Origin of the sequence: Rhizobium terrae (genome assembly GCF_003425685.1) — a bacterium.
Classification (GTDB): Bacteria; Pseudomonadota; Alphaproteobacteria; order Rhizobiales; family Rhizobiaceae; genus Neorhizobium; species Neorhizobium terrae.
The window spans coordinates 241,622-258,566 of record NZ_QJKM01000011.1 but is presented as its reverse complement, the minus strand read 5'-3'; the positions used below and the strand labels follow the sequence as shown (position 1 = coordinate 258,566).

General features: G+C 63.4%; 23 protein-coding genes. 10 read left to right on the top strand and 13 right to left on the bottom strand.

What is annotated here, in order from left to right:
• The first annotated feature begins 203 nt into the window (after window positions 1-203).
• From DMO26_RS21715 to DMO26_RS21690, 6 genes are all read left to right on the top strand, one after another.
• Window positions 204-1,244, top strand: coding sequence for an ABC transporter substrate-binding protein (locus DMO26_RS21715; protein WP_117194233.1), 1,041 nt, complete (start codon window positions 204-206; stop codon window positions 1,242-1,244).
• A 244-nt stretch (window positions 1,245-1,488) separates the two neighbouring features.
• On the top strand, window positions 1,489-2,277 hold the full coding sequence (locus tag DMO26_RS21710; protein ID WP_162895018.1) for an ABC transporter ATP-binding protein: 789 nt from the start codon (window positions 1,489-1,491) through the stop codon (window positions 2,275-2,277).
• Window positions 2,274-3,092 carry an ABC transporter permease gene (locus DMO26_RS21705; RefSeq protein ID WP_117194232.1) on the top strand — a complete coding sequence of 273 codons (819 nt, stop codon included), beginning with the start codon at window positions 2,274-2,276 and terminating at the stop codon, window positions 3,090-3,092. The genes DMO26_RS21710 and DMO26_RS21705 overlap by 4 nt, the downstream gene beginning before the upstream one ends.
• A gap of 262 nt (window positions 3,093-3,354) precedes the next feature.
• Complete coding sequence (locus tag DMO26_RS21700) at window positions 3,355-5,283, top strand: HAMP domain-containing methyl-accepting chemotaxis protein (protein WP_117194231.1); 1,929 nt, start codon at window positions 3,355-3,357, stop codon at window positions 5,281-5,283.
• Between the two features lie 235 nt (window positions 5,284-5,518).
• On the top strand, window positions 5,519-5,920 hold the full coding sequence (locus DMO26_RS21695) for an MbcA/ParS/Xre antitoxin family protein (protein WP_117194230.1): 402 nt from the start codon (window positions 5,519-5,521) through the stop codon (window positions 5,918-5,920).
• Window positions 5,917-6,609, top strand: coding sequence for an RES family NAD+ phosphorylase (locus DMO26_RS21690; protein ID WP_117194229.1), 693 nt, complete (start codon window positions 5,917-5,919; stop codon window positions 6,607-6,609). The genes DMO26_RS21695 and DMO26_RS21690 overlap by 4 nt, the downstream gene beginning before the upstream one ends.
• A gap of 85 nt (window positions 6,610-6,694) precedes the next feature.
• Here the strand turns inward: DMO26_RS21690 and DMO26_RS21685 are convergent, their stop codons facing one another.
• The 10 genes from DMO26_RS21685 to DMO26_RS21640 all read right to left on the bottom strand — a co-directional run bounded on the left by DMO26_RS21685 (window position 6,695) and on the right by DMO26_RS21640 (window position 12,729).
• A complete protein-coding gene (locus DMO26_RS21685; protein WP_117194228.1) occupies window positions 6,695-7,618 on the bottom strand; it encodes a mechanosensitive ion channel family protein in 924 nt (307 codons plus the stop codon).
• A gap of 131 nt (window positions 7,619-7,749) precedes the next feature.
• Window positions 7,750-8,274, bottom strand: a complete 525-nt coding sequence (locus DMO26_RS21680) for a tyrosine phosphatase family protein (RefSeq protein ID WP_117194227.1) — start codon at window positions 8,272-8,274, stop codon at window positions 7,750-7,752.
• Window positions 8,271-8,867 (bottom strand): YfbR-like 5'-deoxynucleotidase, encoded by a 597-nt coding sequence (locus tag DMO26_RS21675; protein WP_117194276.1) that lies wholly within the window; start codon window positions 8,865-8,867, stop codon window positions 8,271-8,273. Before DMO26_RS21675 ends, DMO26_RS21680 begins: the two co-directional genes overlap by 4 nt.
• A gap of 53 nt (window positions 8,868-8,920) precedes the next feature.
• Window positions 8,921-9,763 carry a CAF17-like 4Fe-4S cluster assembly/insertion protein YgfZ gene (ygfZ, locus tag DMO26_RS21670; RefSeq protein ID WP_117194226.1) on the bottom strand — a complete coding sequence of 281 codons (843 nt, stop codon included), beginning with the start codon at window positions 9,761-9,763 and terminating at the stop codon, window positions 8,921-8,923.
• 335 nt (window positions 9,764-10,098) lie between these two features.
• Complete coding sequence (locus DMO26_RS21665; protein ID WP_117194225.1) at window positions 10,099-10,869, bottom strand: hypothetical protein; 771 nt, start codon at window positions 10,867-10,869, stop codon at window positions 10,099-10,101.
• Between the two features lie 15 nt (window positions 10,870-10,884).
• Complete coding sequence (locus DMO26_RS21660; RefSeq protein WP_117194224.1) at window positions 10,885-11,142, bottom strand: hypothetical protein; 258 nt, start codon at window positions 11,140-11,142, stop codon at window positions 10,885-10,887.
• A gap of 101 nt (window positions 11,143-11,243) precedes the next feature.
• Window positions 11,244-11,669, bottom strand: coding sequence for a TIGR02301 family protein (locus tag DMO26_RS21655; protein WP_117194223.1), 426 nt, complete (start codon window positions 11,667-11,669; stop codon window positions 11,244-11,246).
• Window positions 11,670-11,697: 28 nt separating this feature from the next.
• Window positions 11,698-12,114 carry an NUDIX hydrolase gene (locus DMO26_RS21650; RefSeq protein ID WP_117194222.1) on the bottom strand — a complete coding sequence of 139 codons (417 nt, stop codon included), beginning with the start codon at window positions 12,112-12,114 and terminating at the stop codon, window positions 11,698-11,700.
• Between the two features lie 16 nt (window positions 12,115-12,130).
• Window positions 12,131-12,430, bottom strand: a complete 300-nt coding sequence (locus tag DMO26_RS21645) for an addiction module antidote protein (protein ID WP_117194221.1) — start codon at window positions 12,428-12,430, stop codon at window positions 12,131-12,133.
• Window positions 12,431-12,432: 2 nt separating this feature from the next.
• Entirely contained in the window at window positions 12,433-12,729 is a 297-nt protein-coding gene (locus tag DMO26_RS21640) for a type II toxin-antitoxin system RelE/ParE family toxin (protein ID WP_117194220.1), read from the bottom strand.
• A 47-nt stretch (window positions 12,730-12,776) separates the two neighbouring features.
• Between DMO26_RS21640 and DMO26_RS21635 the strand changes: the two genes are divergently transcribed.
• On the top strand, window positions 12,777-13,103 hold the full coding sequence (locus DMO26_RS21635; protein ID WP_117194219.1) for a YnfA family protein: 327 nt from the start codon (window positions 12,777-12,779) through the stop codon (window positions 13,101-13,103).
• A 46-nt stretch (window positions 13,104-13,149) separates the two neighbouring features.
• Window positions 13,150-13,917 (top strand): SOS response-associated peptidase, encoded by a 768-nt coding sequence (locus DMO26_RS21630; protein ID WP_117194218.1) that lies wholly within the window; start codon window positions 13,150-13,152, stop codon window positions 13,915-13,917.
• Window positions 13,918-14,044: 127 nt separating this feature from the next.
• Here the strand turns inward: DMO26_RS21630 and DMO26_RS33805 are convergent, their stop codons facing one another.
• The 3 genes from DMO26_RS33805 to DMO26_RS21620 all read right to left on the bottom strand — a co-directional run bounded on the left by DMO26_RS33805 (window position 14,045) and on the right by DMO26_RS21620 (window position 15,891).
• Window positions 14,045-14,182 carry a hypothetical protein gene (locus tag DMO26_RS33805; RefSeq protein WP_162895012.1) on the bottom strand — a complete coding sequence of 46 codons (138 nt, stop codon included), beginning with the start codon at window positions 14,180-14,182 and terminating at the stop codon, window positions 14,045-14,047.
• A 166-nt stretch (window positions 14,183-14,348) separates the two neighbouring features.
• A complete protein-coding gene (locus tag DMO26_RS21625) occupies window positions 14,349-15,176 on the bottom strand; it encodes a CDP-alcohol phosphatidyltransferase family protein (RefSeq protein WP_117194217.1) in 828 nt (275 codons plus the stop codon).
• Between the two features lie 16 nt (window positions 15,177-15,192).
• A complete protein-coding gene (locus DMO26_RS21620; protein ID WP_117194275.1) occupies window positions 15,193-15,891 on the bottom strand; it encodes a phosphatidylserine decarboxylase in 699 nt (232 codons plus the stop codon).
• A gap of 207 nt (window positions 15,892-16,098) precedes the next feature.
• Here DMO26_RS21620 and DMO26_RS21615 point away from each other — a divergent pair, with 207 nt between their 5' ends.
• Both DMO26_RS21615 and DMO26_RS21610 read left to right on the top strand, forming a co-directional pair.
• Complete coding sequence (locus DMO26_RS21615; RefSeq protein WP_117194216.1) at window positions 16,099-16,569, top strand: hypothetical protein; 471 nt, start codon at window positions 16,099-16,101, stop codon at window positions 16,567-16,569.
• Between the two features lie 121 nt (window positions 16,570-16,690).
• Entirely contained in the window at window positions 16,691-16,939 is a 249-nt protein-coding gene (locus DMO26_RS21610) for a hypothetical protein (RefSeq protein WP_117194215.1), read from the top strand.
• The last annotated feature ends 6 nt before the right edge of the window (window positions 16,940-16,945 follow it).

The window sequence follows — 16,945 nt, the reverse complement described above, 5'->3', positions numbered from 1 at the left end:
CGGATCGGCTGCCAAGTAGAAGCCTGCGTTCCGCGATTCCTGCTGAAAAGCAGGGCAGATGACTGCGCCTTAAATCATCAATAGCATAAATTTTAATCTATACTAAAATATGATGACTTTATGTGCAGTTTCATCTTGCGTCGATGCGCAAGAAACGCTTGGATAACTTCATCCAACAAAAACCTTCAGGGGGACGACCTTTCATGATCTCGCGCAGACTGCTTTCGAAACTTTCGGCCGTCGCGGCGCTGGCGTTTGCCGGAGGCCTTGCCATGCCCACCGCTCCGGCGTTTGCGCAGACGGCAATCAAGTTCACGCTTGACTGGAAGTTCGAAGGTCCGGCGGCCGGCTTCCTGCTTGCCCAGGACAAAGGGTATTTCAAGGCGGAAGGCCTCGACGTGACGATCGATACCGGCAACGGTTCGGTCGAGGCGATCCCGCGCGTGGCGACGGGTGCTTACCAGATGGGCTTCGGCGACATCAACTCGCTGATCAAGTTCCTCGATGAGGATCCGAACCAGAAGATCAGGGCGGCGATGATGATCTACGAGCGCCCGACCTTCGCCGTCGTCGGCCGCAAGTCGCTCGGCATTACCGGCGACCCGAAATCGCTAGAAGGCAAGAAGCTCGGCGCTCCGCCGCCGGATGGCGCGTTCGCCCAGTGGAAGGCCTTCAAGCAGGTCGCCAAGATCGACGATTCGAAGATCACTCTGGAATCGGTCGGCTTCCCGGTCCGCGAACCGATGCTCGCCCAGGGCAAGGTCGATGCGGTCTTCGGTTTCGCCTTCTCGGTCGTCCTCAACCTGAAGGCTCAGGGGATCAAGGACGAGGACATCGCCACCATCCTCATGGCCGAACATGGTCTCAATCTCTATGGCAACGCCGTGCTGGTGAACACCGATTTCGCCGCCAAGAACCCGACCGCCGTCAAGGGCGTCATCAAGGCCCTCGCCAAGGGCTTCGCCGATGCCGTCGCCAAGCCGGAAGAAGGCGTCGCCGCCGTCCTCAAGCGCAACGAGACGCTCAACAAGGATATCGAACTGCAGCGCCTCAACATGGCGAACGCGATGAACATCAAGACCCCCTACGTCGTCGCGAACGGCTTCGGCGGCATCGATCCTGCCCGGCTTTCGGCTTCGATCGACACGCTGAAGGTCTCCATGGGCCTCAAGGGCAATGTGAAGGCCGACCAGGTTTTCGACGCAAGTTTCCTGCCCCCCAAGGAAGAGCGAATGCTTCCTTGACCGCTGATGGAGAACCCGGTGCCGCTGCCGGGTTCTCCAGCTTTCCGGCGGAGCTGTGTGAGATTGCCGCTTGTGCCCTCACCCTTTCCCCGTTCTGACGAGGAGAGGGGACGTGCCTCCCGCGACCTTCGAGATGAAGGAAAGCGGTACGGCATATGTCCTTCTCCCCGTGCGCGGAGAGAGGGTCCGCAGGACGCAACCGGACGACGAGCAGCTTCTTGCCCCGCGAAGAAAGAAGAACGGAATGGCGCATCTGGTTTCCATCGACAACGTCGACATGCGGTATGGCGGCGCGGCTGGCACGCTTGCCGTTTCCGGGCTCTCGATGAAGGTCGGCAAAGGCGAGTTCGCGGCCGTCGTCGGCCCGTCCGGCTGCGGCAAGTCGACCTTGATGAAGCTCGTCACCGGCCTGCATATTCCCCAGAGCGGCGTCGTCATCGTCGCGGGCAGGCAGGTGACTCAGCCGGTCTCGATCGTCGGCATGGCCTTCCAGAACCCGACCATGCTGCCCTGGCGCACCACGCTCGACAACATCCTCCTGCCGCTGGAAATCGTCGAGAAACATCGCCACCGCCTGCGTGCCAACAAAAGGGAATATGTCGAAAAGGCCGAGCACCTGCTCGAAACCGTCGGCCTCAAGGGTTTCGGCTCTAAATTCCCCTGGCAGCTTTCCGGCGGCATGCAGCAGCGCGCCAATCTGTGCCGCGCGCTGATCCACGAACCCGAACTCCTGATGCTCGACGAGCCGTTCGGCGCGCTCGACGCCTTCACCCGCGAGGAACTCTGGTGCGTCATCCGCGACTTGCATGCCGCCCAGGGCGTCACCATCATCCTCGTCACCCACGACCTGCGCGAGGCGACCTTCCTGGCCGACCGCATCTTCGTGATGAGCGCGCGGCCGGGCCGAGTGCTGAAGGAACATGCCGTCCCTTTCGCCCGCCCGCGCGATCTCGACGTCATGTATGAAAAGGGCTTCAACGACATGGTGCACGAACTGCATGGCGAGATCGCCAGCGCGCGGGTGGTCGCATGAGCGCCGTCGGAAACACCGCAGCTCCCGCGGCAGCGCCGAAGCCGCTCGTCGCCCGCATCAACTGGGTCAGGCTTGCGCCTTGGCTCTATACGATCGGCCTCTTCCTCGCCTGGGAACTGCTGGTGATCGTGCTGCAGACCTCGCCCACCGTCCTGCCGGCGCCGAGCCGCGTCTTCCAGGCCGTCGTCCAGTACTGGTCGCCAATCTGGAAAAATTCGCTGCAGACGCTCTACACCACGACCGTCGGTTTTGCGATCGCCGTGGTGGCAGGCCTTGCGATCGGCCTTTTCGTCGGCTGGTCGAAGGCTATCTATGCCGGGCTCTATCCGCTGATGATCGGCTTCAACGCCATCCCCAAGGTGGCGCTCGTGCCGATCCTGGTGATCTGGTTCGGCATCGGCGCTGTGCCGGCGATCCTCACCGCCTTCCTGATCTCCTTCTTCCCGATCGTCGTCAACGTCGCGACCGGCCTTGCGACGATCGAGCCGGAAACCGAGGATGTCCTGCGCGCGCTGGGTGCGAAGAAGCTGGACATCATGCTGAAGGTCGGCATCCCGCGCTCGATGCCCTATTTCTTCGGCTCCCTGAAAGTGGCGATCACGCTCGCCTTTGTCGGCTCCGTCGTGTCGGAAACGGTCGCCTCCAATTACGGCCTCGGCAACATGATGAGTTCGGCCCAGAGCCAGTTCAACGTGCCGCTCGTTTTTGCCGGCCTGCTGATGCTCGCGGTCGAAGGCATCGTCATGTATGCACTGATGGCTTGGATCGAGATGCGCATGACTGGCTGGGCGCACCGCTCCTCCATGTCCCACTGATATGCGGTAGGCGCCTCGCCGGGCTTGCCAGATTGCTTTCCGCTGGTTCATGAGCCGGAAAAGATGTTCATGCGATCCGCAGCATAAGTTGGAAGCTGTTGTTTCACGCGGGAATACGGCCGGTCCGTCCTCGTCGAAAATCTCGAGTAAAAATACGCTTGATATTCTCCGACGATAGAATTGACGGTATTTCGTTAATCCTTTTGCAGCAATTTCGAAGCCGCCACCGACATTCACTCCCATTTGATCCGCTGGAGCTTCCGTGAAACGTCCCTCCGTGAGACTCTCTCTTATCGGGGCCATCGCCGGCCTCTGCGCCGTGAGCGCTGCCCTTTCCTATACCGCCATTACCGAAATGATCGAGATGGATGCCAAGAGCGATGCGATCATCGCCGACTGGCTGCCGAGCATTGCCAAATCCAAGGAAATCGATACCGCGCTTTCGGATCTCAGGCTCGCCTATGTGGAACATATCATTTCCGCCGACAATGCGGCGGCCGTGAAGGCCGAGAACGACATCAAGGCGGAACGAAGCCACATCGAGAAGGCTCTCGACGATTACGCCAGGCTCGTCTCCGCCGATGAGAAGAAGCAGGCCGAAGCCCTGAATGTCGTCCGGGAGAATTACGCGGCGCTCGTCAAGATCGGCGACGAAGTGATCATCCTCTCCCGCAACGGCAGCGAAAAGCAAGCGAAGCTCGCCTTCCACACCCAGATGGCCCCGGTCGCCGACAAGACCACCGCGGCGATCAAGGACATCGTCGCGATCAACGCCGCCGGATCGGAACGGTCGAGCGGCGAGAGCGAAGCGGTGATGCAGTCGGCCCTGACGATCTTCTACACTCTGAGCATCGTCGCGGCGCTGATCAGCATCTTCGCCATCGTGTTCGCGATGCGGGGCATCGCCAATCCGATCCTGCGGATCACCGGCGCCATGCGCCGCCTCGCGGATGGCGATACCGCCTCCGAGATACCCTTTGCCGACCGCACCGACGAGATCGGCACCATGGCGACCGCCGTCGAAGTGTTCCGCCAGGCCGCGATTGCCAACAGGCACCTCGAAGAGGCGGCCGAGGAAGCGCGCCGCCAGACCGAACAGGACCGTGCAGCCGCCCAGCAGCGCGCCGAAGCGGACGCCGCCGAGCGGCTGAGGGTCGCCACGTCCGGACTCGCCGCCGGCCTTCACCGACTTGCCGAAGGCGATCTCGCCTTCCAGCTCGACGAAGCCTTCGCTCCGGATTTCGAGCAGCTTCGTCACGACTTCAACCGCTCGGTTCGCCAGCTCGGGGAGACGCTTGCGACGATCTCCGCAAGCATCGGCAACATGGACAACGGCACGCGGGAGATTTCCGCCGGCGCCGGTGACCTTTCCAAGCGCACCGAGCAGCAGGCCGCCGCGCTGGAGGAGACCGCCGCGGCGCTGGACGAGATCACCGCCAATGTCTCGAACTCCGCCAAGCGCACCGAGGAGGCACGGGCGGTCGCCGCCAAGGCGAACGAGAGCGCCATCGACTCCACCGGCGTCGTCACCCATGCGGAAGAGGCGATGCGCCGCATCGAGGGCTCCTCGCAGCAGATTTCCAACATCATCGGCGTCATCGACGAGATCGCCTTCCAGACCAACCTTCTGGCGCTGAATGCCGGCGTCGAGGCGGCGCGGGCCGGCGAGGCGGGCAAGGGTTTTGCGGTCGTCGCCCAGGAAGTCCGGGAACTCGCCCAGCGTTCCGCGAAGGCCGCCAAGGAGATCAAGGACCTGATCCGCAATTCCGCCGGCGAGGTAGAAAGCGGCGTGGCGCTGGTGCGCGAGACCGGCGTCGCGCTCGGCACGATCCGCGATTTCATCGCCGAGATCAATCAGCACATGGATGCAATCGCCGTCTCCGCCCGCGAGCAGTCGATGGGACTGGCCGAGGTCAATTCCGCCGTCAATTCCATGGACCAGACCACCCAGCAAAACGCCGCCATGGTCGAACAGTCGACCGCGGCCTCCGCAGGCCTGGCGCTCGAGGCGGAGAAGCTGCGCGATCTGGTGGGGAGGTTCCGGCTGGGAGGCGCTTCCGGCCAGGCGAGCGCGCTGCGCCAGGCTGCCTCGGCCATGGCGGCGCCGGCTATGGCTCCCCGTGGCCATGCGGCGTCCCGGCGCGGTCCCGCCGCAGCCGCCCTTGCGGCGAGCGACTGGGAGGAGTTCTGATCCATCCACCGCCGAAGCTTGAAAGCCCTCCGTTTCGATGCGGAGGGCTTTTGTTTTGCACCCTGGCGGGCCATCGCTTCCCGCAGCAGCCCGATCGCTTCCATAATCCCTGACGCCCGGTGAACTGACCTTGAGTCAGCGATGGAGGATGCCGACATTTCCTGCAAATTGCGGCAGAAATAGTTCATATGGACTTTACTTTGAGTCCATATGAACTATGTTGAGGCGGATCGACATGGAGCCCCTCGTGGAAGCTGTCCAGAAGAAACATGATGCCGAAAGGATGGCCGCCGTTGCCCTCAAGGCCTTCGGCAACGTCATGACCGAATGGAACGTGCCCCTGGGTGAGGCGGCCGCCCTGGCGGACATGTCCGAGAGCACCTGGAAGCGGGCCAGGAAGCCGGGTTTCTCGGGCGGGCTGACCAAGGACCAGATGCTGAGGCTCAGCGCGATGATCGGCATCTACAAGGCCCTGAAACTCTATTTCGGCGATCCGATCGCCACGCGCTGGATGACGCTTCCAAACAGCGGCCCGCTCTTCGACGGCAGGCCGCCGATCGATACGCTGATCGAGGAAGGGCTGCCGCAATTCCTGCGGGTCCGCAACTATCTCGATGCGTTGAGGGGCGGCGCGTGATCGTCACCGCGCTCGGCGACCGCGGGCTGGTGCGGCTTATCCCGGCGACCTATCACAAACCGCCCAGCCTGCGCGGCTTGGTAGACAGCGACGACGAACTCGATATTCTTGCCGAAATCGAGGGCCTCACTAGTGCAAGGCTGATCGCCGAACGGGGCCTGAACCTGCATCTCGACCGCCGCGAGCTCGCCTGGAAGCGCCGCAGCCACGACCTTCAGGTCTACGGCAACAGCCATATCAACGCCGCCTTCACCTATACGCGGGCCGGCGGCAATCGCTTCAACGACGAAAGCCGCGGCGCCTGGTATTGCAGCTGGCAGACGATGACCTCGATTGCCGAGGTCGCTTATCACAAGACGCGGGAACTCCGCTTCGTCGGCATTTTCGAGGAGACTGCCCGCTACGTCGAACTCCTGGCGGATTTCATCGGCGAGTTTCCGGACATCACGGACGAGGCGCGCCACCCGGCATTACATCCAGATCCGGCCCTCGGCTATCCGGAAGGGCAGGCGCTGGCCGGCCGGTTGCGGCGGGAAGGGCACGGCGGGCTGATCTATCCTTCGGTGCGCCATGCCGGTGGACGCTGCTTCGTCGCCTTCGAACCGGCGGCGATCCGCAACGTTCGTCCGGGGGCCTCGTGGGAGATCGTCTGGGCCGGGTCCGAGGACTACAGCATCGCCGGCGTCTGACAGGCAGTATCAAGCCAGGGTTATCGAGATTTGCGCACCGGGGCCGGCTTCCTCGTGAAAAGCCGGCCCCGGTGCATCCTTTCCTTCAGGTCCGCGCGGTTGCCGGTTCGTCCGCACCATGAGGAGCCGGAGGTCCGCTCTCACCGGAAACAACGCCGCGGGAATTCACCTGAGGGTCTGGAATTCCTTCCTGCTGGCCGTCGTCGACGGCCCTCTCGGAAGGCCTGTCAAATGCAAGTTTGACGGCCTTCGTCAGATCGCGACTGGCAATCCACCAATCGCTGCTTTTTGTCCAGTAGCGAAGTGTCACATTTGCGCCACTCGGATCGAAGTCCGCCACATAGGTGGCGGCCGGTGGATCCTTCAGCACGCGCTTGTCGCGCGCCGCGATGGCCGAGAGCTTCGCCTGGGTCCGCGCGACGTCGTCGTCCGCGCCGATATGGACGGTGATCTCGTTGCGGCGGGTCTGCCGCCGGCTGTAATTGGTGATCGGCACGTTCCACAATGTCGAGTTCGGCGCCAGCCGATAGACTCCATCGGCCGTCTTCAGTTCGGTCGCAAAGAGCCCGACATCGACCACCGTCCCGCTGACGCTGCCGGTCTCGATCGACTCTCCGACACGGAACGGGCGCAGCACCAAAAGCATGATGCCGGCCGCAATGTTCTGGAGCGTGCCCTGCAGTGCAAGGCCGACCGCGAGGCCGATCGCGCCGAGGGCGGCGAGGACGGAAGCCGTCTGCACGCCGAACTGCCCGAGCACCATCACGACCACGAGAACGAGTATCGCGTAACGGATGACGTTGGAGAAGAATTGCGACAGCGTGGCATCGATGCCGTGGATGCGCGACAGGCCCCGGTGTGCCCAGCGGCTGATGAAGCCGGCCGCCATCCAGCCGATCACCAGCAGCACGATCGCCCCGACGACGGAGAAGGAATATTGCACGGCCAGCGCGCTCAGCTGGGCGAGGGCTGCTCTCGTCGCGACAACGAATTCCGACGCCTGGTCCATGCGGCCGCTTTATCCTTTCCGTCTGCCTGCCTTCGCTGGCTGGGTAATTGGCGCAGCAGACCGTGAGGTCAAGGCAAGGGAGGAGCTTTTTTGAACCAGCCTAAATAGCTAGAAAATTTCAGCTTTTTGGCTTATGGCGAGATGCTTAGCGGGAGGACGAAAGATGCTCTTCCATCGGCTTCGGCGCCGCGGCCGATACCCTTGATCGCCGCCGTAAGCCGGCCGCCGCGGCCAAGCAGCCGGTCGCCGATCTCGATCAGCCGGGTATTCGGCGTCGCATGCGGAGCGACCTGTCTGAGCCGCGCCGCAAGCGCATCGTCGTCCTCTTCCGGGTTGAGGGAGAGTGCCGCGATGACGGCCGCCGCCGGTGAGCGGGACACGCCCATCCAGCAATGGATGACGATCGGCGCCGTCTGGTCCCAGTCGCGGACGAAGGCGATTAAGCTTTCCACATGCGCCTCGTTGGGCGCGATGAGATCCCCTGTGCCGGCAAAGCCGATATCGTTCATGGCAAGTTTCAAATGGCGTTCGGCGGAGATGACGCCCGGCCGGTGAAAGTCCTGCTTTTCGGCGATCAGGCTCACCATCTCGCGGGCGCCGTGCCTGACCGCCGTCTCGGCGATGCTGGCGAGCGGGCAGACGACGATTGCGCTCATGGCGTCTTGTCTCCGGCACCTTCCCCCATCCCGCGGTCGATTTCGATCCGCTGGAAGCGGGCGAGGAAACGCTGCTGCGCCTCGAGCGCCGGCATCGGTTCGATCGGCAGCATGTCGCGGGTGATGCCGCGCGGCTGTCCGAAGAATTTTCGCGCCTCAGTGACGGAAAATCCCGCAAGCTCCGTCGCCTCGAAGAAGGCGGCGATCGTATCGGCTTTCTTGATGAGGGCCTTGAGTTCCCGGCTGGGATGCGGCGGCAGGCCGAAGCGGAGGTTGATTGCCGCCTCCAGGCGCTGTTCGACCGCCTTGTAGCCGCCGCCGACGACCGACTTGAACGGCGAGATCATGTCGCCGATGACATATTCCGGCGCGTCGTGCAGCAGCGTCATCTGCAGCGCATCGGCGTTGCAGCCGGCGTTGCAGCGGCGAAAGATCTCCTCGACGACCAGGCAGTGCTGGGCGACCGAAAATGCATGGTCGCCGCGCGTCTGCCCGTTCCATCGCGCGACGCGGGCAAGCCCGTGGGCGATATCGGAGATTTCGACGTCGAGCGGTGAGGGATCCAGGAGATCGAGCCGTCGTCCCGAAAGCATGCGCTGCCAGGCGCGGGCCGTGGGGGAGGGCTTGGCCGAAATCGCAGGCGGCGTCACTGTTCGGCCTCTTGCGCTTCGGCGGGAAAGGCAAGCCCGGTCCAGGCGGGAAGTGCCACATTGACCGGCCCGCCGCCGGCAAGCAGCGGCACGCCGCGGGCCAGCGCATCGCCGACGCGATCCGTACGGACGATTGCCAGCGCCTTGTTGCCGGACACCGAACCGAGCGTGCCGACCGGCTTGCCGCCGGCGGAGATTTCGGTGCCGGATGCGGGCAGGGCCGCCTCGCTGGAAACCAGCGCCACGCGCCGCCTTGCCGTGCCGCGATGCTGCATGCGGGAGACGACCTCCTGGCCGACATAGCATCCCTTGCGGAACGAAAGCCCGCCCGTCTGGTCGAGCAGAACGTCGTGCGGAAACGCATCCTGCAGCGCATAATCGTGACCCGACATGGAAATGCCGGCCTCTACGCGAAGCGCGTGATAGGCGGCCTCCGCTCCGTCGGCCTCTTTGCCCGGCACCCGGGAAAGCGCGATGCCGGCCTTTCGGAAAGCCGCATCCTTCACCTTGCCCTTGTCCGCCTCCTCGCCCCAGAAGGCCGTGACACCGTGCTCTTCGACCGACGCGATATCGACTGCGGCGCGCAGCTTGTACATGGTCAGCCGTCGGATGAGGCCGTCGCGTTGGGCGGCCTCGGTTTCGATCAGAAAACCGTCGCCGTCGCGCCATATCAGGAAGTCGAAGAGGATCTTGCCCTGCGGCGTCAGAAGCGCGCCGGGCCTTGCCTCGTCGGCGGGCAGGGAATCGATATCCGTGGTGATCAGCCCCTGCAGGAAATCCTCGGCATCCTTGCCGGAAAGGCGGATCAGGCTTCGCGAGGGAAGATGGGCGGCAGGCATGGAATGGAATCCGGTTGGTCAGAGGACGAGAAGTAAGACTTCCAAACCGCTGCGGCAAGATCGCTTCGATGCGCCGGCGGCAGATCGTGGCACCCAGTTCTCGCTTGGCAGGAAGCTCCACAGTCACTGCGGCCGGAAATCAAGGAAAGGACTTCGATCAGTGCGGGACTGAGCGCGTCTCGCGGGAAGACAATCAGGATCTCGACCTGATCGGTCATGGATTTCATCGCCAGGGGGCCGGCTGCGGCACCTTCTCCGGAAATTGCCGGCACCTGGCCTTGCTGCGGTCGTGAAATCCATTCTGCCGCCGAGAGCGGCAGAAGAAGTGCCGCGGCTCAATCGCCGCCGGAGAAGAACTTCCACTTGCCGTCCGGGCCGATGCCGAGGCGGAAGAAATTGTAGTTGCCGTTCTCTTCCATGCCCGCAAGGTCGCCGGCGGTGACGATGCGCAGCAGGTCCACCCGTTCGGGCGGCGTCAGCGACCCCAGCGCCTTGCCGGTGAAATAGGGCCAGACATAGGCCTCATCCGGCGTCCCGACGTCGAAATGTGCGGCACCCGTCGAGAGGATGTCGAGGATGATCGCCAGGATTTCCTGGCCGTTGGCATCGCCCGAGAAGTTTTTGAGCGCTTCGATCGGATCTTCGAACTCGTTGTTCATCACATTGGTTTGCGATGCGCCCGTTCCAAAGAGCGGCCGCAGCCGCTCAATATCGCCGGACGCGGCGGCCTCGACGATCTGCTCGCGCATGTGTTTGATCGGTGCGGGCAGTTTCGACAGGTCGCGGATGATTTCCAGCGGTCCGCCGGCCTCTTTCGACGAAGGATCGGCGGTCGCGCCCGGCGGCGTCGCCTGGGTCTGGCCGGCTCCGGCCGAGGGGCGGTTGATCGCCGGTCCGGGCTGCGGCAGCGTCGTGCCCTCGAAAGCCTCGAGGACAGGCTTTTCAAGAGGTTTGCGCGGCGCGGCCGGCACTTGCGTACCCGGCATCAGCTCGGAAAGGGCAAGTGCGTCGCCGCCGGCCGCCAGAATCGCTGCCGCCACGAAAAGCGCAGCCGCCGAAGGGCGGGTGAGGGTCTTGAACAGGTTTGTTTCCGCTGCGCCGCGCATGGAAACCTCGACTATCTATTGCAGTTTCCGTTCGGGGGAAAATTCGCCGGCCAGCATGCGGGTCTTGAGCGAATCGAGCATGGCTTCGGCACCGGTTTCCCCGTGGATGCGAATGGTTTCCCGCATCGCGAGAACCAGAGCGGCATCGGCGATGATTTCCGGCTCGATGCCGTCGGCGCGACCGTCGGCCCAGGCTTCGCTCTGATATTCCAAGGCAGCCTGCATCTTCTCATGCACAATCATGTCGTCGATGTCGTTGCGGCCTGTCTGCATTCTCTCGTCCTCGGTGCCCGTTTGATTACTAGCCCGTTAAAAACTCTATCAGCCTTTTATCAAAACGACACGGCCTCCTGCGAAAAGAGGTAAATAATCCTCTAATTTCCAAAGCGCCCGGCAATTTCTGTGGCAAGTGTTGCGCCTTCGTTACGGTATCGCTCCTCGGCGGTGCGGGCGGCATCCGTGCAGGATGTATGCACGGCGGCGAAGGAACGATATCCCCGGTTGAAGGCGGCGGTCAGTTTTTCGCGGCGTTTCGGCTCGTTGGCGGTGTCGGCGTCGAGCAGCTGCTGCATCGAGAGGCGCCAATCCGGGGCCGGCGCGCCGCAGAGCCGCCGCAGGTAGCTGATCGAGCCGAGCACTTCCGCAAGCCGGGTGAGCTGCACGTCATAGGGCGCCGGCTTTTCCTCGACAGGGGGAGGCGGGGGCGGTGCGGGCTGCTGCTTCGATGTTTGCGCGGCAAGCGGCGATGCTGACGCCAGGATCAGCAGCGGGAGGCAGGCAAGGCGCGGAAGATGTTTCATGCAAAGGTCCCGACGTGCAAAGCCAGTCTTACCGGGCTTTGATTTCCGCCGCCAGCCTTTCGGCGCATTCGAGCACGCTCGGCGGCACCGCGAGCAAGCGGATCTCCTCGACCGTATACCAGCCGGGATCGGCCGCATCGTCGGCGGCGATCGCCTCCCGGTCGGCATCCGCCTCGACCCGGAAGACGGAGAGGAAGAAATGCCGCCCGCCCGGCCTCTCGCTCTTGAGGTCGTAGGTGGCGAAGAGGACGGGATTGCGCACCTCGATGCCGGTCTCTTCGAAAAACTCCCGCACTGCGGTCTGATCCGGCGTCTCACCCGGTTCCCCGCGCCCGCCCGGGAAGGCAAAGAGATCGGCCGACGGCGGATTGATCCGCCGGATCAGCAAAAACCGCCCGTCCCGTTCGAGAATGGCGGAAGAGGCGGCTTGCGGGGAGGCGGGCATGGAGTCCCTTTTCAGTTCAGTGAGCGGCAGTACTGTGCGGGACGACCGTGAGATCATAACCGATGGCGCGGATGACCCTCAAAATGGTGGCGAATTCCGGGTTTCCGCCCTCGCTGAGCGCTCTGTAAAGATTTTCGCGCGAAAGTCCCGCATCTTTGGCGACTTGGCTCATGCCCCGGGCGCGCGCGACGTCGCCGATGGCGGCGGCGATGTCCGCCGGATTCCCTTCTTCGAACACCGCTTCCAGAAAGAGCGCAATGCGTTCATCGCTATCCAGGTGGTCGATGATATCCCACTTCCTCGTCTCGACTGCCATTTTCAATCCTTCAAGTCCGCTGCCATTGTCCTAGCCGATGCGATATCGTCCGTCTGGCTGGATTTGTCGCCGCCGCACAACAAAATGATCAGCTTCTGCCCGCGGCGGATGAAGTAAATCCTGTAGCCCGGCCCATAATCGATACGCATCTCGCTGATCCCGGAACCGACAGGCTTTACATCGCCCGGGTTTCCGCGCGACAAGCGATAGATGCGGGCATTGATCCGGGCTTTGGCCCTCTCGTCCCGCAGCCTGGAAAACCAAGTCGCATAGATTTCGGTTTCCAGGATTTCGACCATGTGAAATTGTAGCTTATGAGCTACAAGTCTGCAAGCCAAAGCTTCCGATGAAAACCTACGCCCTCTACATCTTCGCAGCCATTGCCGAGATCGCCGGCTGCTTCGCCTTCTGGGCCTGGTTGCGGCTGGACAAGCCCGTTTGGTGGCTGGCGCCGGGCGTGGTGTCGCTGGTTGCTTTTGCCTGGGCGCTGGCGATGGTGCCGAGCGAAGCGGCGGGGCGTACCTATGCGGCTTACGGGGCGATCTATATTCTCGCCTCCATCCTCTGGCTCTGGGCGGTCGAGGCGCGTGTGCCGGACCGGTGGGATATTCTCGGCGTCGCCGTCTGCTTCTTGGGCGGCGCGATTATCCTGTTCGGCCCGCGCAGCGCCTGAGCCTCGCCGCTTGACCCTCCGGCGACCCGATGCCATCTAGTTCCGCATGTGCGGACGTTATGCCCTGACAGCGACTTCCAAGGAAGTTTTCGAGATGCTGAACGCGCTGGGAGAGGACGATTTCCCGGCCCGCTACAACATCGCGCCGACCCAGCCGATCCTCGTCGTGATGTCTTCGGAACGCCGCGAGCCGGGCAGCAACCTGCCGGAGCGGCGGGCCTTCCTGGCGCGCTGGGGCTTTCTGCCGGGCTGGGTCAAGGATCCGAAGGATTTTCCGCTGCTGATCAATGCGCGCGCCGAAACGGCGATCGGCAAGGCATCCTTCAGGGCCGCCATGCGCCATCGCCGGATCCTCATTCCGGCGACCGGGTTCTACGAGTGGCGCCGGCCGCCGAAGGAAAGCGGCGTCAAGCCGCAGGCCTACTGGGTTCGCCCGAAGCGCGGCGGCGTCATCGCCTTTGCCGGGCTGATGGAAACCTGGTCCTCCGCCGACGGGTCCGAAGTCGATACCGCCGCGATCATGACGACTGCGGCCAACGTCACGATCCGCCATATCCACGACCGCATGCCTGTTGTCATCGAGCCGGAAGATTTCGAGCGCTGGCTCGACTGCAAGACGCAGGAGCCGCGCGAGGTGGCGCATCTGATGCGGCCTGTTCAGGAGGATTTTTTCGAGGCGCTGCCGGTCTCCGACCTCGTCAACAAGGTCTCGAACATGGGACCGGAACTGCAGAAGCCCGTCCCGGTCGCGGAGCCGGCTGAGCAACCGCCGAAAAAGCCGAAATCCGATCCCGGCCAAATGTCGCTCTTCTGATCCCGCCGCTTGGGCGCGATCCTTGGCCAGACCCGCGTGCGGCGGGTTTGGACATCGGCGTGGCATGTTCGTTGCCTGGCCGCGCTCGGATTGCTTACGGGCTTTCCGCGGCGGTGAGCGGCCGGGTTCAGCGGGCCGGGGTGAGCTTCGGCTTGCGCTTCAGCATCAGGGCTGCGGCGACAACGGCCTTCAGTCCCAGCGGACGGTAGGGCGTCGTGATTTCCTGCTTGGCGTCGATCTTCTTCTGCGTCTTTTCGCTGCTCATGGCTGTCTCCTCTCGGCACGCGATTCTGTCGTTGCTGTCGCGCTTTCCTCATCAAAGCAGGCGGAATCGTGACCGGCAAGCGAGCTTCGTCGCCTGCCCTTCATGGAACTGTCATCTTGCCGGAAACTGTTGCGCGAAAGTTGCAGCTTACCAAGCAGCAGGCCGCTCAGACGTTCGCGCTCTCATCCTCGATCGTAATCGTGCCGTACCGGCGGTGCCAGGCCCGCGCGCTGAAGGGAAGGATGCAAAGATAGGCGACGACCGTCACCGAGAGCACTTCCCAGGTATAGCTCATCAAAAGCGCTACATAGAGCACGGCGACGAGCAGCACCGGCAGCATCAGGTCGCGGCGGATGCGGCCGGCCTTGCCGGACCAGACCGGCAGGCGCGAGACGAGCAGGTAGCCGATCAGCAGCGTGTAGGCGACGCTGGCGTAGACGAAGACCGGCGAAGGCGCGACGCCGAGGAAGCCGAGATAGACCGGCAGCAGCACCAGCATGGCGCCCATCGGGGCCGGCACGCCAACGAAGAATTCCGATTGCCAGGGCGCCTTCACCTGGCGCTCTGCCATGACGTTGAAGCGGGCGAGGCGAAGGCCTGCGGCGATCGCATAGAGCAGGCAGGCGATCCAGCCCATGGAATGCGCCTGGTCGAGCAGGAAGGCGTAGGAAACCAGCGCCGGCGCCACGCCGAAATTGATGATGTCGGCAAGCGAATCCATCTGCACGCCGAAACTCGACGTCGCCTTGAGGAGACGTGCCACGCGCCCGTCGATCCCGTCCAGGAAGGCCGCGAGCAGGACCATGGCGACGGCCAGCTCGTAGCGCCCCTCGAAGGCGAGCCGGATACCAGTCAGCCCGGCGCAGATGGCGAGAACCGTGATCAGGTTCGGCACCATCAGCCTGAGCGGGATCTCGCGAAAGCGCGGCCCGCGGGCCTCGTCGTTCGACTTTCCGGGCTTGCTGGACGGCGGGGGCGAGGCGGGCGTCTCCATGAGGCTTTCCTCGTCTTCACGTGCGGCGGCTGATGATCGGACCCTTGGAGGAGCCGAACTCCGCCAGCACCGTTTCGCCGCCGATCGCAAGCTGGCCCACCGAAACGCGCGGCTGGCCGCCGGCCGGCACGAAGACGTCGAGGCGCGAGCCGAAACGGATGAGGCCGAAACGCTCGCCGGCATTGATCGGTTCGGTCGGTTTCACCCAGCAGACGATGCGGCGTGCGACGAGGCCGGCGATCTGCACCACGCCCACCTTACCGTGGCGGCTGTCGATCACGAGCCCGTTGCGCTCGTTGTCCTCGGAGGCCTTGTCGAGCTCGGCATTGATGAACTGGCCGGGGCGGTATTCGATGCGGGAAACCTGTCCGCGCACCGGCGAGCGGTTGATGTGGCAGTCGAAGACGTTCATGAACACCGAGATGCGCAGCATCGGCTCGGAGCCGAGCTGCAGCTCGACGGGCGGCACGACCATGGCGACATGGCTGATGCGGCCGTCGGCGGGGCTGAGGATCAGGTCGTCGTCCTGCGGCACGGCGCGCTCCGGATCGCGGAAGAAATAGGCGCACCACAGGGTGAGTACGAGGCCGATCCAGAACAGCGGCTCGGCGATATAACCGAGGACGAGCGAGGCGATGAAGAAGGCGGCGACGAAGACGTAGCCTTCCTTGTGGATCGGCACGAGCGTGTTGCGGATGGTGTCGAAGAGGTTGATCAACGTTTTCTCCCGTGTGTCAGCGCCATCTGACTACAGGGAAACCGCTTTTGCGGCAATGCGGTTCCGCGGGAGCTGTGGAACGGCGGGCCGGAAAAACGCAGCGGTGGCATCGGGAAATACGCCGCAGGCCGCGACTCCTGTTGGCGAACCCGGCCTGCATGATTATTCTGACCTCCGGTTGCATGATGCCGCATGGAGGTCGGGATGGAGAAGGGATGGGTGCTCTTGGCATTGGGGCTGGCTTTGGCTTCTTCGTCTGCCTGCGCGGAAGAGAAGCCCAGATGGCAGCTTTTCGACGAGGGGGAGAACGCCACGATCGTCTTCGGCGTGCCGGAAACCGACTATGCCGAGGTCAACCTGTCCTGCAGGAAGAACATGCCGGATATCGCCTTCGTCTATGTTGCGCTGGACATGCCGAAGGCACCCGAGGGATTGCGCACGAATGTCGTGCTGGTGAACAAGGGCTTCGAATACCGTATCCCCGTCGTCGGATCGCGCAGCATGATGGACGATGCCTTCATCCTTGAAGGCACCTTCAGGATGGAGGCTTCCGTGAAACGCCTGTTCGAGCAGGAGCGGCGCTTCACGGTGAAGCTGAAGGGTGAAAGGGATCGGACCTACTCGTTCGATGGATTTCGCAACGAGATCCGGAAATTCATCGAGACCTGCCGGTAGTCCGGGCAAGAAAGTGCAGCGACATTTCCACCCGCACGAGGGACGGAAAAGCAACTTCCATCCGAGCTTTTAGCGGAACCTTCTTTCGCCGAGCGGCTCTGACCGTGTGAAAGGAGATACCATGATCAGTACCGACACCTGGCTCGCGGGCATTTGCAGCATGATGGTGAACGCCGTGCTCTTCGGCGCCGGCGCCGTCATCGTGCTCTCCGTTCCGGCATTTGCCGAACACGCCAAATATCTCATTCCTGCCGTGATCGTCGCAAGCTTCCTCGCAGCGCCCTTCCTTGCAGGGCCGATCGCCCCGCGCATGCGGCTTCGCAACTGGGGAAGGGAAGCCTGGCGACGGGGCGACCTGATCTCGGGCTGAGCGCGT